Annotated in this window: 19 protein-coding genes; 13 read left to right on the top strand and 6 right to left on the bottom strand. The window is 72.5% G+C overall.

What is annotated here, in order from left to right; translation table 11 throughout:
• Window positions 1-3: 3 nt before the first annotated feature.
• From ACFYOH_RS27280 to ACFYOH_RS27250, 7 genes are all read left to right on the top strand, one after another.
• Window positions 4-1,857, top strand: coding sequence for an acetyl/propionyl/methylcrotonyl-CoA carboxylase subunit alpha (locus tag ACFYOH_RS27280; protein ID WP_388630515.1), 1,854 nt, complete (start codon window positions 4-6; stop codon window positions 1,855-1,857).
• 7 nt (window positions 1,858-1,864) lie between these two features.
• A complete protein-coding gene (locus ACFYOH_RS27275) occupies window positions 1,865-3,025 on the top strand; it encodes an acyl-CoA dehydrogenase family protein (RefSeq protein ID WP_388630512.1) in 1,161 nt (386 codons plus the stop codon).
• A 29-nt stretch (window positions 3,026-3,054) separates the two neighbouring features.
• The gene (locus ACFYOH_RS27270) at window positions 3,055-4,626 is read left to right on the top strand and encodes a 4-coumarate--CoA ligase family protein (RefSeq protein WP_388630509.1); all 1,572 of its coding nucleotides are present in this window, start codon (window positions 3,055-3,057) and stop codon (window positions 4,624-4,626) included.
• Window positions 4,623-5,357 (top strand): enoyl-CoA hydratase family protein, encoded by a 735-nt coding sequence (locus ACFYOH_RS27265; RefSeq protein WP_388630506.1) that lies wholly within the window; start codon window positions 4,623-4,625, stop codon window positions 5,355-5,357. Before ACFYOH_RS27270 ends, ACFYOH_RS27265 begins: the two co-directional genes overlap by 4 nt.
• Window positions 5,358-5,361: 4 nt before the next feature.
• Window positions 5,362-5,982: a TetR/AcrR family transcriptional regulator gene (locus ACFYOH_RS27260; protein ID WP_388630503.1), complete on the top strand. Its 621-nt coding sequence runs from the start codon at window positions 5,362-5,364 to the stop codon at window positions 5,980-5,982.
• 34 nt (window positions 5,983-6,016) lie between these two features.
• Window positions 6,017-6,457 carry a hypothetical protein gene (locus ACFYOH_RS27255; protein ID WP_388630500.1) on the top strand — a complete coding sequence of 147 codons (441 nt, stop codon included), beginning with the start codon at window positions 6,017-6,019 and terminating at the stop codon, window positions 6,455-6,457.
• Window positions 6,458-6,698: 241 nt separating this feature from the next.
• Window positions 6,699-7,745, top strand: a complete 1,047-nt coding sequence (locus ACFYOH_RS27250; protein ID WP_388630497.1) for an isopenicillin N synthase family dioxygenase — start codon at window positions 6,699-6,701, stop codon at window positions 7,743-7,745.
• A gap of 52 nt (window positions 7,746-7,797) precedes the next feature.
• Here the strand turns inward: ACFYOH_RS27250 and ACFYOH_RS27245 are convergent, their stop codons facing one another.
• Window positions 7,798-8,898, bottom strand: a complete 1,101-nt coding sequence (locus ACFYOH_RS27245) for a citrate synthase 2 (protein ID WP_388630494.1) — start codon at window positions 8,896-8,898, stop codon at window positions 7,798-7,800.
• Window positions 8,899-9,065: 167 nt separating this feature from the next.
• Here ACFYOH_RS27245 and pdxH point away from each other — a divergent pair, with 167 nt between their 5' ends.
• Together pdxH and ACFYOH_RS27235 are read left to right on the top strand one after the other, a co-directional pair.
• Window positions 9,066-9,752 carry a pyridoxamine 5'-phosphate oxidase gene (gene pdxH / locus ACFYOH_RS27240; RefSeq protein WP_388630492.1) on the top strand — a complete coding sequence of 229 codons (687 nt, stop codon included), beginning with the start codon at window positions 9,066-9,068 and terminating at the stop codon, window positions 9,750-9,752.
• Between the two features lie 419 nt (window positions 9,753-10,171).
• Entirely contained in the window at window positions 10,172-10,927 is a 756-nt protein-coding gene (locus ACFYOH_RS27235) for an SIS domain-containing protein (protein WP_388630490.1), read from the top strand.
• Window positions 10,928-10,940: 13 nt separating this feature from the next.
• Here ACFYOH_RS27235 and ACFYOH_RS27230 read toward each other — a convergent pair whose 3' ends face one another.
• Entirely contained in the window at window positions 10,941-12,362 is a 1,422-nt protein-coding gene (locus ACFYOH_RS27230; protein WP_388630488.1) for a PAS domain-containing protein, read from the bottom strand.
• Window positions 12,363-12,620: 258 nt separating this feature from the next.
• Here ACFYOH_RS27230 and ACFYOH_RS27225 point away from each other — a divergent pair, with 258 nt between their 5' ends.
• Together ACFYOH_RS27225 and ACFYOH_RS27220 are read left to right on the top strand one after the other, a co-directional pair.
• Window positions 12,621-13,313 carry a metal-dependent transcriptional regulator gene (locus ACFYOH_RS27225; protein WP_383025050.1) on the top strand — a complete coding sequence of 231 codons (693 nt, stop codon included), beginning with the start codon at window positions 12,621-12,623 and terminating at the stop codon, window positions 13,311-13,313.
• A gap of 346 nt (window positions 13,314-13,659) precedes the next feature.
• Complete coding sequence (locus ACFYOH_RS27220; RefSeq protein ID WP_388630486.1) at window positions 13,660-14,559, top strand: alpha/beta fold hydrolase; 900 nt, start codon at window positions 13,660-13,662, stop codon at window positions 14,557-14,559.
• 6 nt (window positions 14,560-14,565) lie between these two features.
• Here the strand turns inward: ACFYOH_RS27220 and ACFYOH_RS27215 are convergent, their stop codons facing one another.
• From ACFYOH_RS27215 to ACFYOH_RS27205, 3 genes are all read right to left on the bottom strand, one after another.
• On the bottom strand, window positions 14,566-16,152 hold the full coding sequence (locus ACFYOH_RS27215; protein ID WP_388630484.1) for a transporter: 1,587 nt from the start codon (window positions 16,150-16,152) through the stop codon (window positions 14,566-14,568).
• Window positions 16,149-16,925, bottom strand: coding sequence for an ABC transporter ATP-binding protein (locus tag ACFYOH_RS27210; RefSeq protein ID WP_388630482.1), 777 nt, complete (start codon window positions 16,923-16,925; stop codon window positions 16,149-16,151). The genes ACFYOH_RS27215 and ACFYOH_RS27210 overlap by 4 nt, the downstream gene beginning before the upstream one ends.
• A 63-nt stretch (window positions 16,926-16,988) precedes the next feature.
• Window positions 16,989-17,654 carry a bifunctional DNA primase/polymerase gene (locus ACFYOH_RS27205; RefSeq protein ID WP_388630481.1) on the bottom strand — a complete coding sequence of 222 codons (666 nt, stop codon included), beginning with the start codon at window positions 17,652-17,654 and terminating at the stop codon, window positions 16,989-16,991.
• A 289-nt stretch (window positions 17,655-17,943) separates the two neighbouring features.
• On the opposite strand from ACFYOH_RS27205, the gene ACFYOH_RS27200 reads away from it, so the two are divergent.
• Both ACFYOH_RS27200 and ACFYOH_RS27195 read left to right on the top strand, forming a co-directional pair.
• Window positions 17,944-19,329 (top strand): transcriptional regulator, encoded by a 1,386-nt coding sequence (locus tag ACFYOH_RS27200; RefSeq protein WP_388630479.1) that lies wholly within the window; start codon window positions 17,944-17,946, stop codon window positions 19,327-19,329.
• A gap of 197 nt (window positions 19,330-19,526) precedes the next feature.
• On the top strand, window positions 19,527-21,167 hold the full coding sequence (locus ACFYOH_RS27195) for a hypothetical protein (RefSeq protein WP_388630477.1): 1,641 nt from the start codon (window positions 19,527-19,529) through the stop codon (window positions 21,165-21,167).
• Between the two features lie 29 nt (window positions 21,168-21,196).
• On the opposite strand, the gene ACFYOH_RS27190 is transcribed toward ACFYOH_RS27195, so the two are convergent.
• Complete coding sequence (locus ACFYOH_RS27190; RefSeq protein WP_388630475.1) at window positions 21,197-22,522, bottom strand: ABC transporter substrate-binding protein; 1,326 nt, start codon at window positions 22,520-22,522, stop codon at window positions 21,197-21,199.
• Window positions 22,523-22,533 lie beyond the last annotated feature (11 nt).

Genomic DNA, 22,533 nt, shown 5'->3' with positions numbered 1-22,533 from the left:
CACGTGATTTCGACTCTGCTCGTCGCCAACCGGGGCGAGATCGCCTGCCGGATCTTCCGCACCTGCCGTGAGTTGGGAATCCGGACGGTCGCCGTGCACTCGGACGCGGACGAGAACGCGCTCCACGCGCGCGTGGCCGACACGGCGGTACGGCTGCCGGGCGCGGCGCCCGCCGAGACGTATCTGCGCGGTGATCTGATCGTGAAGGCGGCCCTCGCCGCCGGCGTGGACGCCGTGCACCCCGGCTACGGCTTCCTCTCCGAGAACCCCGACTTCGCCCGCGCCGTGCTCGATGCCGGCCTGACCTGGATCGGCCCGCCGCCGGAGGCCATCGAGGCGATGGCGTCCAAGACCCGCGCGAAGGAGCTGATGGGTCTCGCGCCCCTCGACCCGGCGCAGGTCACGGAGGCCGATCTGCCGGTGCTGGTGAAGGCGGCCGCCGGCGGTGGGGGGCGGGGAATGCGGATCGTGCGCCGTCTGGAGGGGTTGAGCGCCGCACTGGAGAGCGCAGGCGCCGAGGCCGCGAGCGCCTTCGGTGACGGCGAGGTGTTCATCGAGCCCTACCTGGAGCACGGCCGCCATGTCGAGGTGCAGATCCTCGCCGACACCCACGGCACGATCTGGCCCCTCGGCACCCGCGACTGCTCCCTCCAGCGCCGCCACCAGAAGGTCATCGAGGAGGCCCCGGCGCCCGGCCTCTCCGAGGGGCTCACGCAGGACCTGTACGCGCTGGCCGTGCAGGCCGCGTGCGCCGTCGCCTACGTCGGCGCCGGCACCGTCGAGTTCCTGGTCGCCGACGGCCGCGCGCACTTCCTGGAGATGAACACCCGCCTCCAGGTCGAGCACCCCGTGACCGAGGAGGCGTTCGGCATCGACCTGGTCGCCGAACAGATCCGGATCGCGGAGGGCGGGACCCTCGAAAAGGACCCGCCACGCGCGCGTGGCCACGCGATCGAGGCCCGCCTGTACGCCGAGGACCCCGCCCACGACTGGGCCCCGCAGACCGGCACCCTGCACCACCTCGCCGTACCGGCCGGGGTCCGCCTGGACACCGGCTACACCGACGGCGACACCATCGGCGTCCACTACGACCCGATGCTCGCCAAGGTCGTCGCCCACGCAGCCACCCGCGCGGAGGCGATCCGCAGGCTCGCCGGAGCGCTGGAGCGCGCGGAGATCCACGGCCCGGCCGCCAACCGCGACCTGCTGGTCCGCTCCCTGCGCCACGAGGAGTTCACCAGCGGCCGCATGGACACCGGCTTCTACGACCGCCACCTCACCGCACTGACCGAGCCCGCCCCCGGCTCGTACGCCCCCCTCGCCGCCGCCCTCGCCGACGCCCACGGCCGCTCCCGCTTCGGCGGCTGGCGCAACCTGCCCTCACAGCCGCAGGTGAAGCGGTACGCGGTGGCGGGGGAGGAGCAGGAGGTCCGCTACTGGCACACGAGGGAGGGCCTGGCTGCGGACGGGGTACGGGTCGTGCACGCCGACGAGCGTGCGGTTGTACTCGAAGTGGACGGTGTGGAACGGAAGTTCAGGACCACACGCTACGGCGACGAGGTGTACGTGGGCACCACCCGCCTCACCGCCCTGCCCCGATTCCCCGATCCCACCGCCCAGCTCGCCCCCGGTTCCCTGCTCGCGCCGATGCCGGGCACGGTCGTCCGCATCGCCGATGGCCTGGCGGAGGGGGCAACGGTTCAGGCCGGTCAGGGCCTCATCTGGCTGGAGGCGATGAAGATGCAGCACCAGATCTCGGCGCCGGTCACCGGAACCCTGACCGCGCTGCACGCCAGGACCGGCCGGCAGGTGGAACCCGGAACGCTGCTCGCCGTAGTGCAGGAAACCTCTTCTTAGGAGCCTCATGTCTCCCGTCATCGAAACCGAAGAGCACAAAGCCCTCCGCTCAGCGGTAGCCGCCCTCGGCAAGCGCTACGGACGCGACTACCTCGTCCAGACGGTCGCCGCCGGAAAGCCCCCCACCGAACTCTGGTCCGAGGCCGGAAAGCTCGGCTACCTCGGCGTCAACCTGCCGGAGGCCTACGGCGGCGGAGGCGGCGGCATCGCCGAACTCTCCATAGTCCTCGAAGAGCTGGGTGCCGCGGGCGCACCCCTGCTCATGCTCGTCGTGTCCCCGGCCATCTGCGGAACGGTCATCTCCCGCTTCGGCACAGAGGCCCAGAAGCAGACCTGGCTCCCCGGAATCGCCGACGGCACCCGTCTCATGGCCTTCGGCATCACCGAACCCGACGCCGGCTCCAACAGCCACCGCATCACCACCACCGCCCGCCGCGACGGCGCCGACTGGCTGCTCACCGGCCGCAAGGTCTTCATCTCCGGTGTCGACATGGCCGACGCCGTCCTGATCGTCGGCCGTACCGAGGACGCCCGCACCGGACGCCTCAAGCCCTGTCTGTTCATCGTCCCGACCGACGCCGAGGGCTTCCAGAAACGGCCGATCGACATGGAACTGGCCGCCGCCGAGAAGCAGTTCGAGCTGGTCCTGGACGACGTACGGCTGCCCGCCGACGCGCTCGTCGGCGACGAGGACGCCGGTCTGCTGCAACTGTTCGCCGGACTCAACCCCGAGCGGATCATGACCGCCGCGTTCGCCGTCGGGATGGGCCGGTACGCGCTCGCCAAGGCGATCGAGTACGCCCGTGACCGTACCGTCTGGAAGTCCCCGATCGGCGCCCACCAGGCCATCGCCCACCCCCTGGCGCAGGCGCACATCGACCTGGAGCTGGCCCGGCTGATGATGCAGAAGGCGGCCCACCTCTACGACTCCGGTGACGACATCGGCGCGGGCGAGGCCGCCAACATGGCCAAGTACGCGGCCGGGGAGGCCTGCGTGAAGGCCGTCGACCAGGCCGTGCACACCCTCGGCGGCAACGGGCTCACGCGCGAGTTCGGGCTCGCCTCGCTGATAACGGCCGCACGCGTGGCTCGTATTGCCCCGGTGAGCCGCGAGATGATTCTCAACTACGTCTCCCATCAGACGCTGGGCCTGCCCAAGTCGTACTAGGCGGCCGCGCCGACCGTCCTGGAGGAACCGTGTTCCGCAGCGAGTACGCAGACGTCCCGCCCGTAGCACTCCCCATCCACGAGGCCGTCCTGGGCCGCGCCGCCGAGTTCGGCGAGCGCCCCGCCCTCATCGACGGCACGGACGGCACCACGCTCACGTACGAGCAGCTGGACCGGTTCCACCGGCGCGTCGCCGCCGGTCTCGCCGACGCGCATGTCCGCAAGGGCGACGTCCTCGCCCTGCACAGCCCCAACACCATCGCCTTCCCGACCGCCTTCTACGCGGCCACACGCGCGGGCGCCTCCGTCACCACGGTGCACCCGCTCGCCACGCCCGAGGAGTTCGCCAAACAGCTCGGCGACAGCGGCGCCCACTGGATCGTCACCGTCTCACCCCTGCTGGAGACGGCCCGCCGCGCCGCCGAACTCTCCGGCGGCATACGGGAGATCTTCGTCTGCGACAGCGCGCCCGGGCACCGGTCGCTCATCGACATGCTCGCCACGACCACACCCGAGCCGCAGCACGCCTTCGACCCGGCCGAGGACATCGCCGCGCTGCCGTACTCCTCCGGCACCACCGGCATCCCCAAGGGCGTGATGCTCACCCACCGGCAGATCGCCACCAACCTCGCCCAGCTGGAACCCGCCGTCCCGGCCACCCCCGACGACCGCATCCTCGCCGTCCTGCCCTTCTTCCACATCTACGGCCTCACCGCCCTCATGAACGCCCCCCTGCGCAAGGGCGCCACGGTCGTCGTCCTGCCCCGCTTCGACCTGGAGACCTTCCTCGCGGCCATCGAGACCCACCGCATCACCGGCCTGTACGTCGCCCCGCCGATCGTCCTCGCCCTCGCCAAGCACCCGGCGGTCGCCCGCTACGACCTCTCCTCCCTGAAGTACGTCCTCAGCGCCGCCGCCCCGCTGGACGCCCACCTCGCCCGCGCCTGCGCACAGCGGCTCGGCCTGCCCCCGATAGGCCAGGCCTACGGCATGACCGAACTGTCCCCCGGCACCCATGTCGTCCCCCTCGACCGGCTGCACGACGCCCCCGCCGGCACCGTCGGCAGGCTCATCGCCGGCACCGAGATGCGGATCGTCTCCCTGGACGACCCCGACAAGGACCTCGGCACCGGCGAGCGCGGCGAGATCCTCATCCGCGGCCCCCAGGTGATGAAGGGCTACCTCGGCCGACCCGACGCCACCGCCGCGCTGATCGACGTCGACGGCTGGCTGCACACCGGGGACGTGGGGCACGTCGACGAGGACGGCTGGCTCTTCGTCGTGGACCGGGTCAAGGAACTCATCAAGTACAAGGGCTTCCAGGTGGCCCCCGCCGAACTGGAGGCCCTGCTGCTCACCCACCCCGGCATCGCCGACGCCGCCGTCATCGGCAGCTACAACGACGACGGCAACGAGGTCCCGCACGCCTTCGTCGTCCGCCGGGCGGACGACGCCGAGGAACTCACGGAGAGCGAGATCATGCTGTACGTCGCCGAACGGGTGGCACCCTACAAACGGGTCCGCCAGGTCACCTTCATCGACACCGTCCCCCGCGCCGCCTCCGGCAAGATCCTGCGCCGGGAACTGAGGGAGCTGCCGTGACGCCGATCAGCCGTACACGCGCGCGTGCCGTCGAAACCCTCAGCCTCGACTCCACCGACACCCGCAACGCCCTCTCCGCGGCCCTGGTCTCCGGCCTCGCCGAGGCCCTCACCGAATGCGGCAAGGACCCCGACGTACGCGCCGTCGTCCTCACCCACACCGGCAACACCTTCTGCGCCGGCGCCGACCTGCGCGACCCGCCCGGGCCCGAGGCCCTCGTGGCCCTGCTCCGGCAGATCGTCGAACTGCCCAAACCGGTCGTCGCCCGCATCACCGGACACGTCCGCGCGGGCGGCCTCGGCCTGCTCGCCGCCTGCGACATCGCCGCCGCCTCCAGCACGGCCACCTTCGCCTTCACCGAAGTCCGCATCGGCGTCGCACCCGCGGTGATCTCCCTGCCGGTGATCCCCCGCGCCGACCAGCGCGCCCTGGCCCGCTACTACCTCACCGGGGAACGCTTCGACCCGCGCGAGGCCGTACGCACCGGGCTCCTCACCGTCACCGGCGACGACGTCGACGACGCCCTCGCCCCGATCCTCGACGGACTGCGCCAGGCCGCACCCCAGGCCCTGGCCGAGACGAAACGGCTGCTCACGGCTAGGGTGCTGGAAACATTCGACCGGGACGCGGCGGACCTGACCGCCCTCTCGGCCCGGCTGTTCGCCTCCGACCAGGCCAGGGAGGGGATGACGGCCTTCCTGGAAAGACGGGACGCGGCATGGGCGGTGTGACCACATGAGCACGACGGCGGAACACGACCGGGTGTCCAGGGAACGCGACCGGGCGCCCAAGCAGGACCGCAGCCGGGCCACCCGGCAGCGGCTCCTGGAGGCCGCCGTGGCCTGCCTGGCCGAACACGGCTGGGCAGGCTCCACCGTCGCCGTCGTCGCCGAACGCGCCGGAGTCTCCCGCGGCGCCGCCCAGCACCACTTCCCGACCCGCGAGGACCTGTTCACGGCCGCCGTCGAATACGTCGCCGAAGAACGCTCCACCGCCCTCCGGGAACTCTTCCCGTCCGGCCCCGCCAACCGCCATGCCGTCGTCGCCGCCCTCGTCGACCTCTACACCGGACCCCTCTTCCGCGCCGCCCTGCACCTGTGGGTCGCCGCCTCCAACGAGGACCAGCTGCGCACTCGCGTGACCGAACTGGAGGCCCGCGTCGGCCGCGAGACCCACCGCATCGCCGTCGACCTCCTCGGCGCCGACGAGACCCGCCCCGGCGTCCGCGAAACCGTCCAGGGCCTCCTCGACATGGCCCGCGGCCTCGGCCTCGCCAACCTCCTCACCGACGACACCGCCCGCCGCGCCCGAGTCGTCGCCCAATGGGCCGAGCTGCTGGAACAGGCCCTGGGCTGAGCCGCTGTCAGTGGCGGCGGCCACGGTAGCGGGCATGGGGGACCACTTTCAGACGATCGTCGACCTGGACGCCACCGCCGCCGAGGCGCCGCGGCTCGTCGAGCGCACCGACCGCTCCTTCGGCCACCACCTGCCCGGCCCGCACTGGGACCGGGCCGTCGACCCGGCAGACGTCGACCGGGAACCGTCCGACGGCCTGACCGTCCACACCGGGCGCACGAGCTTCCACGGCGGCCACGGCGAGCCCGAGTGGGTCCGCTGCCCCCGCTGCACGACCACTACCCGCCGCTACGCCGACGAGTACGACCGGATCGACACGGCCTGGGAGCCGTACGGCACGGCCATGGACCGCTGGCACACGAGCGGAGCGGCCGACGTCACCTGCCCCGCCTGGGCCACCTCGGTCCCGCTCCCGGACCGGACCTGGGCCCACGACCACTTCGCTTTCGCCCACCTGGGCTTGGGCAAGCTCTGACCCCGTGAAGCAGGCCACACCGGTATCCGGCACCGGGCAGTACCCTTGCCGCATGCTTCCGATGCTCGTTCGCCGCCGCCACGTGGACTACGTGCGCGTCACGAGCATGGGCTGTCGGCCTTCGGCCTGATTCAGCCTCTTTTCTCCCGCCTTCTTACGGCATCTTCTTACGGCACCCGGGGCGACGCCGCCCACACCCTCGGTGGCTTGCCCGTGGCCCACACACCCCGTGGACGCACCCATGACGACGCACACCGCATCGACGCACCCCACGACGACCCCGTCGTACGACCAGCTCCCCATCATCGACCTGTCGGCCGCCGACCGCGGCCCCCAGGCCCGCGCCCTGCTCCACGCCCAGCTGCACAGCGCCGCCCACGACGTCGGCTTCTTCCAGCTCGTCGGACACGGCGTGACCCAGGCCGAGACCGACGCGCTGCTCACCGCCATGCGCGCCTTCTTCGCCCTCCCCGAGGCCGACCGGCTCGCCCTCGACAACGTGAACTCCCCGCACTTCCGCGGCTACACCCGCACCGGCGACGAACGCACCGCCGGCGCCCGCGACTGGCGCGACCAGCTCGACATAGGCGCCGAACGCCCCGCCCGCGTCCCGGCCCCCGGCGAACCCCCGTACTGGTGGCTCCAGGGCCCCAACCAGTGGCCCGTCGCCCTCCCCGAACTGCGCACCGCCGCCCTCGCCTGGATCGACAGGCTCAGCACAGTCGCCGACCGCCTCCTGCACGAGCTCCTCGCCGCCATCGGCGCCCCCGCCGACTTCTACGACCCGGTCTTCGGCGCCCACGCCCACCCGCACCTCAAGCTCGTCCGCTACCCCGGCAGCGCCGGCGACGGCACCGACCAGGGCGTCGGCGCCCACAAGGACTACGGCTTCCTGACCCTGCTCCTCCAGGACACCGTCGGCGGCCTCCAGGTCCAGCGCGAGGACGGCCTCTTCCACGACGTCCCGCCCATCGAGGGCGCCTTCGTCGTCAACCTCGGCGAACTCCTGGAAGTGGCCACCAACGGCTACCTCATCGCCACCAACCACCGCGTGGTCAGCCCGCCCGGCGCCACGGAACGCTTCTCCGTCCCGTTCTTCTACAACCCGCGCCTGGACGCCAGGGTGGAGCCCCTGCCCTTCCCGCACGCCTCCCAGGCCCCCGGCATCACCACCGACCCGGCGAACCCCCTGTACGCCGAGTACGGCTACAACGAACTCAAGGGCAAGCTGAGGGCGCATCCGCTGGTCGCGGAGAGGCACCATGCGGGTCTGCTTGCGACAGCATGAAAATCGGGCCCGAAGGGCCCGATTTTCAGGGGCGCGGGGGGCTGGGTCCCGCTCAGCGGGCGATCTCCCCGTACCCCTCGATGTCCTCCGGCCGGCGCGGCCCGGGCCCCACATACCGGGCGGAGGGCCGCACCAGCCGTCCCGTCCGCTTCTGCTCGAGAATGTGCGCCGACCACCCGGCAGTCCGCGCGCACGTGAACATCGACGTGAACATGTGCGCCGGCACCTCGGCGAAGTCCAGCACGATCGCGGCCCAGAACTCCACGTTGGTGGCGAGCACCCGATCCGGCCGGCGGTTGTGCAACTCCTCCAGCGCGGCCTTCTCCAGCGCCTCGGCGACCTCGAACCGCGGCGCGCCCAGCTCCCGCGCCGTCCGCCGCAGCACCCGCGCCCGCGGATCCTCCGCCCGGTACACCCGGTGCCCGAACCCCATCAGCCGCTCACCCCGGTCCAGGGCCTGCCTGACGTACGCCTCCGCATCCCCCGTCCGCTCGATCTCCTCGATCATCCCGAGCACCCGCGAGGGCGCACCCCCGTGCAGCGGCCCGGACATCGCCCCGACCGCCCCCGACAGCGCGGCCGCGACATCCGCCCCGGTGGAGGCGATGACCCGCGCGGTGAAGGTCGAGGCGTTCATCCCGTGCTCGGCCGCGGACGTCCAGTAGGCATCCACAGCGGCGACATGCTTGGGATCCGGCTCACCCCGCCACCGGATCATGAACCGCTCCACCACCGACCTGGCCTTGTCGATCTCCCGCTGCGGCACCATCGGCAGCGTCTGCCCGCGCGCCGACTGGGCGACGTACGACAGCGCCATCACGGCGGCCCGCGCCAGATCCTCCCGCGCCTGTCCCTCGTCGATGTCGAGCAGCGGCTTCAGCCCCCACACCGGCGCCAGCATGGCGAGCGCCGACTGCACGTCCACCCGGATGTCACCGGAGTGCACCGGGATCGGAAACGGCTCGGCGGGCGGCAGACCGGGGTTGAACGCCCCGTCGACCAGCAGCCCCCACACATTCCCGAACGAGACATGACCGACCAGATCCTCGATGTCGACGCCCCGGTACCGCAGGGCGCCACCCTCCTTGTCCGGCTCGGCGATCTCCGTCTCGAACGCGACGACTCCCTCGAGCCCGGGTACGAAATCGGACATCAGGCGGCTCCTTGAGATGGTTCGGCGGCGGTCACCCCGGTGATGCCCCGTTCGACCGGTGGTCACCCAAAACCGCAAGGGAACCAGCACCATAACCCCCGGTGCCAGACTTGGGGAGTCCGTACGACACTGAGTGCCAGTGGCGTTCGATACGGCAAGATGACCGCGTGACCGACCGCGACCCGCTCCTGGACCCCGCCCTCGACCCCGCCGCCATGCGCAAGCAGTACCGGGCGGAAGGCCTCGCCGAACAGGACCTCGCCGCGCACCCCATGGACCAGTTCGCCCGCTGGTTCGAGGACGCCGCCCGGGCAGCGCTGCACGGCACCGTCTACGAGCCCAACGCGATGGTCGTCTCCACGGTGGACGCGGCCGGCCGCCCCAGCTCGCGCACGGTCCTGATGAAGCAGTTCGACACCGAGGGCTTCGTCTTCTACACCAACTACGACTCCCGCAAGGCCCACGACCTCGCGGAGAACCCGCACATCGCGCTGCTCTTCCCCTGGCACCCGCTGGCCCGCCAGGTCATCGTCACCGGCACCGCCCACCGCACCGGCCGCGACGAGACCGCCGCCTACTTCCGCACCCGCCCGCACGGTTCCCAGCTCGGCGCCTGGGCCAGCGCCCAGTCCACGGTGATCGCCTCCCGCACCGAACTGGACACCGCCTACGCCGACCTTCGGGCCCGCTACCCCGAGGACGAACAGGTCCCGGTCCCACCGCACTGGGGCGGCTTCCGCATCACCCCGGAGACCGTCGAGTTCTGGCAGGGCCGCGTGAACCGCCTCCACGACCGCCTGCGCTACGTCGCCCAGCCGGGCGGCACCTGGAAGGTCGAGCGCCTCGCCCCCTGACGGCACGGGGCCGGGAAACGCAGACGACCCGCGGGCTGGGTTCCTCAAGGAGGAGCCGGCCGGACGTACCGGCAGCCCGCGGGTCGGGTGACTGCGTTGGATTAGGCCGGCTGCGTGTTTCGCACACACGCTGGTCCGGCACCGCACTGGGTGTGGTGGCGAGCCGCTAGCCCGCAGCCACCTCGCGCGTCCGGGTTTCACTCATTTACCCGATCACCTCCCTTCGACGTGAGGCACAGCCTAAGAAGCGATTGGGGAGGGCTCAACTGTTTTTTGGAGATCCTGCGGCAGGGGCTTCCGGCCGGACGTCGTAGCCGCAGTCGTCGCCCCGCCGGAGCGGCCGTGAGCGGCCGTATTGACACCGCACTGGTCCAGACCGCACGGTGATCCGCGACACAGACGCTGCGAAGGGGCACCGCATGAGCGACGGCACGCCTGCCGACCTGTTCTTCGACGCCGCGATCGGCCTGCTGCAACGGGTCCGTGCGGAGGAGGCCGAGTCGATCGCCGCGGCCGGCACCCTGCTCGCGGACACCGTCGCCGCCGGCGGCCGACTGTTCGCCTTCGGCGCCGGGCACTCCTCGCTGGCCGCCCAGGACGTCGTCTACCGGGCCGGCGGACTCGCGCTGATGAACCTGCTCGCCGTGCCCGGTGTCGTCGGTGTCGACGTCACCCCGGCCACCCTCGGCTCCGCCCTCGAACGCGTCGACGGCCTCGCGAGCGCCGTCCTCGACACCTCACCGGTCCGCGCCGGCGACGCGCTGGTGATCATCTCCCTGTCCGGCCGCAACGCCCTGCCCGTGGAGATGGCCCTGAACGCCCGCGCCCTCGGCGTGAAGGTCATCGGCGTCACCTCGGTCGCGTACGCAGCGCAGACCAGGTCCCGGCACTCCTCCGGCACCTTCCTGAAGGACCACTGCGACATCGTCCTGGACTCGAAGATCGCCGTCGGCGACGCGGAGCTCACCCTGGACACCATCCCGGCGCCCTTCGCCCCCGCCTCCACGGTCGTCACCACCGCCCTGATGCAGGCCGTCATGGCGACCACCGCCGCCGCCCTCGCCGACCGGGGCATCGAGCCCCCGCTCCTGCGCTCCGGCAATGTCGACGGCGGCCACGAGTGGAACGGCCGGGTGATGCGGGAGTACGGCGACCGGATCTTCTACCGGCGCTGACCCCGCCGGCGAGCTACCGGGGGGCCTGCTTCTCCCGTACCGCGTCCGCCAGGTCCAGCGCCGCCGCGATGCGGACCGCCACGTCCTCGGCGTAGGCCGTGTCGGACCGTTCGAAGCGGCTGCGGCCGGAGCCGCGCAGGAAGGTCACCACGCCCAGCGTCCGCCCTCGGCTGCGCAGCACCGCGCACAGGGCGTGCACCGCGTCGCCGGGCCACTGCCGGGCCAGCGCCCACTCCCGCGCCCGCTGTTCCGGGACCGACCCGGCGTCCGCGCGCACGACCCCGGCCCGCTCGACGCACTGCAGCGCCGGATGGCCCGGCTCGTAGCGCACGGGCAGCCCGGCCGCCCCGGTGAGCAGGCTCGGTCCCGGCGCTCCGGCGGGCGTCGCGGCGAGCCGCACCAGTCGTACGGCCGCCGCCTCCTCGCCCTCCGAACCCCGCGAAGCCTCCGAGCGCGGTGCAGGCACCGCCCGGTCGATCAGCGCGTGGTCGGCGAAGCCGGCGAGGGCGAAGTCCAGGTGGACGGTGGCCGCCTCGGCCGGGTCCTCGCACTCGGCGGCGGCGCGCGCGGCCCGGTGCAGCTGGTTGGTGCGGAACCGCAGCAGGGCCGCCTCCTGTTCGCCCTGCTTGGCCTCGGTGACGTCCTGGAACAGCCAGCCGACGCCGAGCGGTACGGGTTCCTCCGCGAGCGGCGAGGCCAGCCGGACGAAGCCGCTGCGCCAGCAGCGCCGCTTCTCGCTCTCCCGGGTGCGCACGGTCACCCACATCTCGGCGGGCGCGGGCGGGGCGCCCTCGGCCAGTACGTGGGTGAGCGCGGCCTCCAGTTCCTCCACACCCTGTGCGAGCAGCTCGCCGAGCGGCCGGCCGAGCGCGGAGGTGCGCCCGATGCCGAGCGCGCGGGCCGCGTGCGCGTTGACGACGGCGGGCCGCAGATCGGCGTCGATGAGGACGACTCCCCAGGCCGCGTCCTCGAACAGCGCCTCGCTCAGCGCGATCGACCGCTCCAGGTCGATCTGGGCGTGGACCTCGCTGAACGCGCAGTACAGTCCGGCGGGTTCTCCGTCGGGTCCGCGTACGGCGGCGGACTGGGTCCGTACGAGCACCCGCCCGCCGTCCTTGGTGACCAGCGCGAACTCGTGCACCTGCCGCCCGGGGGCGTGCATCGCCGACATCAGCCGGGCCTGCACCTCCTCGGCGTCGGCGCTGCGCACCGCCCATCCGGCGAACCCGTGCCGTCCCACCGCCTCGGCGGCCGTCCAGCCGAGGATGCGCTCGGCCTCCCGGTTCCAGTGCGTGACGACCCCGTCTGAGTCGAAGGCGCACAGTGCCGCGTCCATGCCGTCGAGCAGTGCGGCGAGCAGATCGGATCCCCCTGACTCACCGGGCTCGTCGGGCCCCAGTTCATCGGTGGTCCCACTCGGCCGGGAAGCACTCACCTGGACCCCCTGGAGACTGCGTCGGCGCACGTGCGGCGCACGGTTCGCTCAGTGCCCATCATTCAACTGGAACGTGACCCAGCCCACATCCTGTTCCCTCAAGATTGGCCCCGCAAGATTGAGACACGGGTCACCGCGGCGGTCACCCGTACCGGCCCGTTACGCCGGAGGCCCCCGCTTGTCAGTCGGATCCGGCAGAATTGGTGCTAGGGCCAGCGCACGCGCCGGGCTGCCGGCAGAGGTAATCGAGGGGCACGTATGTCCGGACTGATCGACACCACGGAGATGTATCTCCGCACCATCCTCGAACTCGAAGAGGAAGGCGTCGTCCCCATGCGCGCCCGCATCGCGGAGCGGCTCGACCAGAGCGGGCCGACGGTGAGCCAGACGGTGGCGCGCATGGAGCGTGACGGGCTCGTGTCCGTCGCCAGCGACCGTCACCTGGAGCTGACCGAAGAGGGCCGCAGGCTGGCCACGCGCGTGATGCGCAAGCACCGGCTGGCCGAGTGTCTCCTCGTCGATGTGATCGGCCTGGAGTGGGAGCAGGTGCACGCGGAGGCCTGCCGCTGGGAGCACGTGATGAGCGAGGCCGTCGAGCGGCGCGTGCTGGAGCTGCTGCGGCATCCGACCGAGTCGCCGTACGGCAATCCGATCCCGGGGCTGGAGGAGCTGGGCGAGAAGGACGGCGCCGACCCGTTCCTGGACGAGGGCATGGTCTCGCTGGCGGACCTGGACGCGGGCACGGACGGCAAGACGGTCGTCGTCCGCCGTATCGGCGAGCCGATCCAGACGGACGCGCAGCTGATGTACACGCTGCGGCGCGCGGGTGTGCAGCCCGGTTCCGTGGTGAGCGTGACGGAGTCGGCCGGCGGTGTCCTGGTGGGCAGTGGCGGCGAGGCGGCCGAGCTGGAGGCGGATGTCGCCTCCCACGTGTTCGTCGCCAAACGCTGAGCGGGAGAGGGCCCCGGCGCCTGGTGGCGCCGGGGCCTGTCCTCCCCTGTGCTGACCCGGAGCCCCGAGCTCTCAGGGTCATCCCCCCACGGACCGTTTTTCCCCGAGCGGTCCGCCTCTCGCCAGAAAAGATCCCCTCGGTGGCGGCGATCATGCCTTCAGGGGTGTCACTCGAAGGAGGGGTGTTGTCCCGCAGAAGCGCATTTTTCGAATAGGTATTCGATAGTCTGCGGCGGCAGGACGAGCGCGACGACAGCACGACAAGCACGACAGCGACAGCAGCGAGTACGAGCGAGTACGGCAGTACACCGGTACGAGGCAGGCGGAGCTGGGGGGTGCCAGGCCGATGGCACGGCGTATCGACGTGACGGGAGCGGGTGGGGTGCGCCTCGCCGCCTGGGAGTTCGCCGAACCTCCCAAGCCGGGACCCGATCCGGTGGACGACCAGGGGGAGCGCCGGGCGGATGCGCCGCCCGGCACGCCGGGCGTGCTGTTACTTCACGGCCTGATGGGCCGCGCCTCCCACTGGGCCTCCACCGCCCGCTGGCTCGCCGCACGCCACCGCGCCGTCGCCCTCGACCAGCGCGGACACGGCCAGAGCGAGAAGCCCCCACAGGCCGCCTACACCCGCGAGGCGTACGTCGCGGACGCCGAGGCCGCCCTCGAACAGCTCGGCCTCGGCCCCGCGCTCCTCATCGGCCACGCCATGGGGGCGCTGACCGCCTGGCAGCTCGCCGCGAAGCGCCCCGAACTGGTCCGGGGCCTGATCATCTGCGACATGCGGGCCTCCGCGCTGGGCGCCGCCTCGCAGCGGGAGTGGGCCGACTGGTTCAGGGCCTGGCCCGTTCCCTTCGCCACGCTGGCCGACGTACGCAAGTGGTTCGGTGAGGACGATCCCTGGGTGGAGCGGCCGAATGCCTCGCGCGGAGAGTTCTACGCCGAGGTGATGCACGAGGCCGCCGACGGCTGGCGGCCGGTGTTCGAGCCGGAGCAGATGCTCCGCTCCCGGGAGACCTGGGTGTACGACGCGCACTGGGAGGAGCTGGCCCAGGTGCGGTGCCCCACGCTGGTGGTGCGTGGGGTGGACGGGGAGCTGGGGCGGGCGGAGGCACAGGAGATGGTGCGGGTGCTGCCGGCCGGGGAGTACGCGGAGGTTTCCGATGCCGGGCATCTTGCGCACTATGAGCTGCCGTCGGCTTGGCGGGGCGCTGTCTCGCCGTTTCTCGACCGGGTGCTCGGGGATTGAACCGACCTACCCCTTGCTGACAGCCGTCAGGATCTCCGGCAACCGTGCCGCCGTCCGCGGTGCCGCCAGGCGCAGGCCGCCCAGGGTCAGCCCCGCGCCGTACGCCGCCCCCACGGGCAGCAGCAGCCACCGCCAGTCCGCCCCGCCCTCGCTCACATGCAGCCAGACGGTGAGGGCGATGACCGGGGAGCAGAGCAGGGCCGCCGAGATCATGCCGCCGAAGATGGAGATCCAGGCGAGGCCCGCCTGGCCGGGGACGACGTTCTTGTGGCCCTCCTGGGGGATGGAGTAGGGGAAGCGGGCCGAGGTCCAGGCGCCGGTCGCGAGCATCGCCCCGAGCAGGGCGAAGGACAGCCCCAGTACCTCCGGCAGCCGGGTCCAGGCGCCCAGCAGGGCCGTCGTCACCACCGTCACGAGTGCCGCGTACGGCAGGGTGATCAGCAGCAGCGCCAGGGCGCGGCCGCGCAGCTCGGCGTAGGCGTCCCGGGGTGAGGAGATGGTCATGGCCACCATCCAGAAGGCGGAGGTGTCCTGCCCGAACTGGTTGTACATCTGGATGCCGAGCATCCCGGCGGCGAAGCACGCGAAGTAGACCGATCCGGTGCCCTGCATCGCGTTGAACACCGGCACGATCAGCCCGATCGCCAGGGAGGTCACCCAGGCGGCCTTGGTCTTCGGGTCCCGCCAGATGTAGCGCAGGCTGCGTTCCATGACCGTACCGGTGCGGTCCTGCGGCAGCAGTCGGCCGAGTCCGGTGGCCGAGCGGCTGCGGACCGCGGTGTCGACCGGCTGCAGCGTGGAGGCGTCGGGCGCGGTCATCAGCCGGGTCAGGCTCCGCGCCCAGAGCGCGATCAGCGCCGCCAACCCGGCGGCCGTCACGGCGAGTTGGCTGACCGCGATGCCGTACGACCCCTGGCTCGCCGCGTGCACCGCCGCCACCGCCGACGCCGGCGGCACCCAGGACAGTACGTCCGCGACCGGCTGCAACTGGCCGATCCCGGCCGAACCCAGCTGCCGCGCCCCGAAGTTGACCAGCTGGGCCCCGATGGCGATCACCAGTCCGCTCAGTACGGCCAGATCGCGGCCCTTCCTGCTGGTCAGCAGCCGTACGTTGGCCGTGGCGACGGCCCGCGCCAGCGCCACGCAGACCAGCAGCGCGAGGGCCACGGCGACGGCGGAGACGACGTACGCGGCCGCGCCCTGAGCCAGCGACAGCGCGCAGCCCACCAGCACCAGCAGGGTGAACAGCGGGCCGATGCCGACCAGGGAGGCCGTGAGCAGCGCCCGGACCAGCGGGCGGGGGCGCAGCGGGAGCATGACGAGCCGGGTCGGGTCCAGCGTCTCGTCGCCGGTCGGGAAGAACAGCGGCAGCACCGCCCAGCCCAGCGCCAGCACGGCCGTACCCGGCACGGCGACGGCGTCGGCGTGCGCGTGCCCGTGCAGCGCGAGCAGCCCCAGCAGTTGCAGCAGGGCGAACAGGACCGCGATCACCGCCGAGACGACGAACGCGGCCCGCCGGCCCCCGGACTGCCGCAGCCCGTTCCGCAGCAGTGACAGTTTCAGGCGCACGACGGTGGAGGTGAGGTTCGTCATCGGGCCGCCCCTCCGCCCAGCCAGTCCAGATCGGACCCGGTGTCCCGGCCGCTCGCCCCGACCAGTTCCAGGAACGCCCCCTGGAGCGTGGGATGCGTGCCGCGCACCTCCGCCAGCGGCCCGGTCGCGCGGATCCGGCCCGCCGCCATCACCGCGACCCAGTCGCACAGCGACTCGACCAACTCCATGACGTGCGAGGAGAAGACGACCGTGGCGCCGGAGGCGGTGTACCGCTCCAGGACGCCTCGGATGATCTGCGCGGACACCGGGTCGACGCCCTCGAACGGCTCGTCCAGGAAGAGCACCTCGGGATTGTGCAGGAGCGCGGCCGCGAGCCCGATCTTCTTGCGCATGCCGGTCGAGTAGTCGACGACGAGCTTGTGCTGGGCGCCGGCCAGGTCGAGGACGTCCAGCAGCTGGGTGGCCCGTTTGTCGACCTCGGCCCCCGGCAGTCCGCGCAGCCGCCCCGAGTAGCCGAGCAGCTCCCGCCCCGACAGCCGCTCGAACAACCGCAGCCCTTCGGGAAGGACGCCGATGCTCGCCTTGACGGCCACGGGATCCCGCCACACGTCATGACCGACGACCTCGACGGACCCGCCGTCCGGCCGCAGCAGCCCGGTCACCATGGACAGGGTGGTGGTCTTCCCGGCCCCATTGGGCCCGACCAGCCCGATGAACTTCCCGGCGGGCAGATCCAGATCGATCCCCCCGACGGCAACCTGCTGCCCGAACTGCTTCCAGAGCCCTCGCACCCGCACTGCCACATCGGTCATGGATGAAGGCTACGGCGCGGACGCCGGCCTGAGGGGTGCGGGGCGGCCACGGGGACGAGACGGCTACCGATCCCGCCCGCACGCGTAGGCGAGCGGCGAGATCAGCTCCTCCGCATCCGGCAGCCACCGGTTCGCCGGCGTGGGCCGACGAGCCCACTGCACGGCCCCCCGGGACCCGAACCGCGTGGGAGGGGCGGCCACATACGCCCCCTCGCCCAGCGCCACCAGGTCCAGCGACGAAAGCGTCCAGCCCAGCTTCCGCACCAGTTCCGGCACCTTCACCGACCCGCCCGGCAGCACGAAGAAGTGCATCCGCCGGTCCGGAGCCAGAGTGACCGGCCCGAGCGTCAACTCCATCCGCTCCATGCGGGCGAGCGTCAGAAACCCCGCACTCTCGGGGACGGACAACGCGTCGAACGTCCGCCCCGTCGGCAGCAGAATCGAAGCCGTCGGCTGCTTCTGCCACATCCGGCGGGCGACGGTCGCGCTGCCGGTCGCCTGCGTCGCCCAGTCGGGGCGCGCGGGGTGCGCACCCGGCGCAGGGCAGGAGGCGTCGCCGCACGAGCAGCGCTGGATTCCGTCGACCGCTTCCAGCCAGGTGCCCGGGAACACCTCCCAGTGGCGTTCCTCGGCGTAGCGTACGGCGGTCTCCAGCAGCGATTCCCCGCGCTGCTGCGGAATCTGACCGGCAATCTGAATGTTTTCGGCGCCCGCGATCGTCTCTTCCACGCCCCTCTCAACTCCCGCACCCACCTGGAGTTACGGCCGTAGCGCGCGCGGAGGTGGAGCATCGATTCGGCAGCCGGGGCGCATGGGTGCACGGGTGGGGGCGCGCAGGAGGAAGCGGGGCGTGACCTGGGTAGCCAGGGGTGGGGTGGCAAGCACCTTTACCCCGGCAAACCGCACATGTCGCGCATTGACGGTATGTCAACTGGGCAGTGATCTTCCCGTACGGATCGTCACCGATCACTCGGCCGGAACTTCACGCTCCGGGGGCTCGCAACGCAGGGGGTAGTCCATGGCCGCAAGGCCTCTCGTGGCGAGGCAGCCGAACGAACGGCTGCAGGCACTCATCCAGGAAGCGGGGTGCTCGAACGCCGGGCTGGCCCGGCGGGTCAACATGTGCGGCGCCGAGCACGGCCTCGACCTGCGCTACGACAAGACGTCCGTGGCCCGCTGGCTGCGCGGACAGCAGCCCCGGGGCCGCGCCCCGGCGATCATCGCGGAGGCGCTCGGCCGCAAGCTCGGCCGTACGGTCACGATCGACGAGATCGGCATGGCCAACGGCAAGAACCTCGCCTCGGGGGTCGGTCTCCAGTTCTCGCCGACGGTACTGGGGGCCATCGAGCAGGTCTGCGAGCTGTGGCGCAGCGACGTGGGACGCCGGGACTTCCTGTCCGGCTCCTCCGTCGCCGCCTCCGCGCTGGTCGAGCCCAGCCGGGACTGGCTGATCTCGGCGCCGGACGCCCAGGTGGCCCGGCAGGCGGGCCCGCGGGTGGGGCAGGCCGACGTGGCGGCCGTACGGTCCATGACGCAGGCGCTGACCGACCTGGACCACCAGTTCGGCAGCGGGCATGTGCGGCCGGTCGTCGTGCACTACCTCAACAGCGTCGTCTCCGGGCTGCTCGCCGGCTCGTACCGGGAGACGGTCGGGCGGGATCTGTTCGCGGCGGTCGCCCGGTTGACCGAGCTCGCCGGGTACATGGCCGTCGACACCGGGCAACCGGGGCTGGCCCAGCGGTACTACATCCAGTCGCTGCGGCTCGCGCAGGCCGCCGGGGACCGCGGGTACGGCGGTTACGTCCTCGCCGCGTCCATGAGCCACCTCGCCGCACAGCTCGGAAACCCGCGGGAGATCGCCCAGTTGGCGCGGGCGGCGCAGGAGGGCGCGCGCGGCCATGTGACCCCGCGCGTGGAGGGGATGTTCCACGCGGCCGAGGCGCGCGGGCACGCCCTGCTCGGCGACACGCGCGCGGCGCAGGCGTCCATCGGGCGCGCGGTGACCGCGATGGAGCGGGCGGACGGCTCCTCCGGTGACGACCCGGTGTGGATCCGCCACTTCGACGAGGCGTATCTCGCCGACGAACTGGCGCACTGCCACCGCGATCTCGGCCAGAGCGAGCAGGCGGCCCGGTACGCCGAGCAGTCACTGGCCGGGCACCCGGAGTCCCGGGCCCGGCGGCGCGCCATCGGCTATGTGCTGCTCGCCACGGCCCAGGTGCAGCAGCGGGAGGTCGAACAGGCCTGCAGCACCGGCCTGAAGGCGGTGGAACTGCTGGAGACGCTCCGCTCCAACCGGGGCGCCGAGTACCTGGAAGATCTCCAGCAGCGCCTGGAACCCTTCCGGGAGGAGGCGGTGGTACGGGAGTTCGGGGCGCGCCTCGATCTCCAGCAGGCCGCGTGAACACCGGCCCCGCGGCTGCGTGAACGCACGGCCAACGGCACCCGGACGGGCGAGGTGCCGCGGACGGCGCACCGCGGGGCGGTCCTGTTACCGCCGTCACAGGTAAGAAGATCGCGCCCTGAGCTGCATGGCACCCGGCTCGGGGGACCCGGTAGCGTGAGCCCGATTCACAAGGTCCCCCATTAGTAGGAGTCCCGGTGACGCAGAGTGGACAGGGCGAGGAGCCCTCGGCGCGGCCCGCGCACGAAGGCATCGTGCTGCCCTCCGACGGAGGCGAGCCCTTGCTGCCGGGCATGGCGGGCGCGCCCGCCCCCGCCGCCCCGACGGGCGGGCAGGCCTGGGGTGGCTCCTGGGGGCCCGAGCAGCAGCCGCCCCAGCCGGGCCAGGGCTGGCCCCCCGCGCCGGCCCAGCAGTGGCACACCCCGGACGCCCCCGGGCAGCCGCCCGCCGCGAACCCCGGCCCGCTGCCCCCGGAGGGCGCCCCGGCGCCGTCGTACGGCCCGCCGTCGTACGACCACCCCGGCGCGCAGGGCGGTGGCTACGGCGCCGGTCAGCAGCCCGGGTACGGCGCGGCACCCGGTCCGTACCAGCAGCAGCCGCAGCACCAGACGCATCAGCAGTCTCTGCCGCAGCCCTACCGGCAGCCGCCGGCCGGTGCCGCGCCGCTGCCGCCGGCGGACGCCTACCCGCCCGCCGGTGCCCCGCTGCCCGCCGCGGACGAGGGCGCGACGCAGTACATACCGCCGGTGCAGGCGGCGGCCGCCGAGGGCGCCACGCAGTACCTGCCCCCGGTGCCGGCCGCAACCGCCGACGAGGGCGCGACCCAGTACATCCCGCCGGTCGCGCCCGGCGCGCTGCGGCCCGAGGCGGGCGGCGAGGAGACGCGCTACCTCGGCCGCGTCCAGCCGCAGGCGCCCGCGTCGGCGTCGCCCGACGCGGAGGCCACGCAGTACATCCCGCCGTACGCCGCGCAGGCACAGGCGCAGAACCAGGCGCAGGGCGTGGACCGGCAGCCGTCGGACGGGTTCGACCACCTCTTCCGCGGCGGCCCCGCGGGCGATGACGGCCCGGCCGGGGCCACCCAGCAGATGCCGCGCGCCCAGCAGCCGGGCGGCTACCCCGGCGGCCCGGCGCCGTACGGCGCACAGCAGCCCTCGTACGGCGCGCAGCAGCCGTCGTACGCCCCCGCGCACGACGACGACCGGCAGCGCGGCCGGTCGCGGGTGCCGCTGATCGCCGCGATCGGTGTCGGCATCGTCGTCATCGGTGTGGGCGCCGGCGCCCTGCTCAGCGGTGGGGGCGGCAAGGACCAGGGCGCCGACGGCAAGACGGTCGCGGCCACCTCCGCGGCCCCCGGCCAGGGTTCCTCGGGGGCCGCCGATCCGGCCCGGCAGCAGGCGGTCGCGCTGGACAAGCTGCTCGCCGACAGCGGCAGCAGCCGCGCCACGGTGATCAAGTCGGTGGCCGACGTCAAGAACTGCGACAACCTCGACACGGCCGGTTCCGATCTGCGCGCCGCCGCCAAGCAGCGGGGCGACCTGGTCACCCGGCTCGGCACGCTGTCCGTGGACAAGCTGCCGAACAACGGCGAGCTCACCGCCGCGCTGACCCAGGCCTGGCAGGCGTCCGCCGCGGCCGACAACCACTACGCGGCCTGGGCCGACCAGGCCAAGGACCGCAAGGTCTGCCGCAAGGGCCACGCCCGCGTCACGGGCGAGACCCAGGCCGGCAACCGGGCGAGCGGCACCGCCAGCGCGCAGAAGGTGAAGGCGGCGGCGCTGTGGAACACGATCGCGCAGAAGTACGGCCTGACCCAGCGCGGGCCCACCCAGCTGTGAGGCAGGCCTGAGGGGCGCGCCGGCGGGCGTCACTGCACGTCGGCGGCCTCCAGCGTCCGCGTCATGTCGGTGGTGCCGTCGAATCCGCCGACGCCCTTGCGGGCGGCCACCAGCTTGCCGTCCTGGACCACCTGCAGGGTGACGTCGGCGTTGACCATCCGCGGGAAGCCGACCGCGGCGAGCTCGCTGGAGTAGGTCCAGTGCAGGGTCGGGGTGAGACCGCCGGTGGGGACCCGCAGGCCGTCGTCGAGGGTGCGCCGCACCGAGTCGGCGGTGACCTCGCCGTCACCGATCTTGTCGAGCACGGCCTTCAGCACGGTGTAGGCGATCCAGGTGGTCTGCACTCCGGCGTCCGCGGGGTCGATGCGGGTGTCGCCGAAGGCCTCCTCGTTGATCACCTTCTTCATCGGGTCCCAGCGCGAGTCCGAGGCCGGCGGGTACCAGCCGGTGATGTACGCCCCCTCGTACGGCCCGGACGCGCCGCCGGTGGCGTTGATCACGGTCTGGTCGACGCTGCCGAGCACGGTCGCGAGCCGTACCGAGGGGAAGCCCCCGCGGTCCCGCCGGAACGAGTCCATGAAGGTGTCGGTGCGGTCCCCGAGCGCCGGCACCACGCAGCCCTTCCTCGCGGGGTCGCTGCCGGCGTACCGCAGCGCCTGGTCGGCCTGGTCGCCGTACTCGGTGGCGTCCTCCGCGGCGAGTTGGTCGCCCGCCTTCGCGTGCCCGCCCGCCTTCAGCCCGGAGTCGAGCAGCACCGGCAGCTCGTCACCGGCGATGCTGTCCGGGCGGACCAAGGAGACATTGCCGCAGGAGGCACCGAGGGCCCTGCCGAGACCGGCGAGCAGGGCGGGCTGTCCGCCGTTGACCGGGTAGGACATCTGGCCGGTGAACTCGTCGTTGGTGACGCCGTAGCCGCCTATGTAGGGGATGCCGGCGCCTTCCAGCGGGGCGGAGTAGGAGTCCGTGAACTGGCTGTAGGAGCCGACGACCGCGACCACGTTCTCGTCGGCCGCGTACCGGGCGCACTTGGCGGCGCCCACGCTGTCGTTGTGGTCGTTGCAGGTCAGGACCTTCAGCATGCGGCCGTTGATGCCGCCGTTGGTGTTGATCCACTTGGCGTAGGCGACGGCCATCGCGGGCATGCCGGGCTTGTTGGTGCCGCTGGTGTCCTGCGGCGCCCAGGTCATCACCTTGATCGGGTCGTCCCCGGAGCCCCCCGTGGCACCGGGGACGACCCCGCATCCGGCGGTGAGCGACGCACAGAGGGCCACGGCGCCCGCGGTCAGGGCGGAGGCTCTGCCGGGGCGGAGGGTCGAATGGAGGAATGTACTAATAGCGCGTCGCCTGCCGGTCATGTGCACGCACG

The organism is Streptomyces sp. NPDC007856, from assembly GCF_042868225.1.
Classification (GTDB): Bacteria; Actinomycetota; Actinomycetes; order Streptomycetales; family Streptomycetaceae; genus Streptomyces.
The sequence above is the reverse complement of the archived record's forward strand: the minus strand, read 5'-3'. Positions and strand labels throughout refer to the sequence as shown.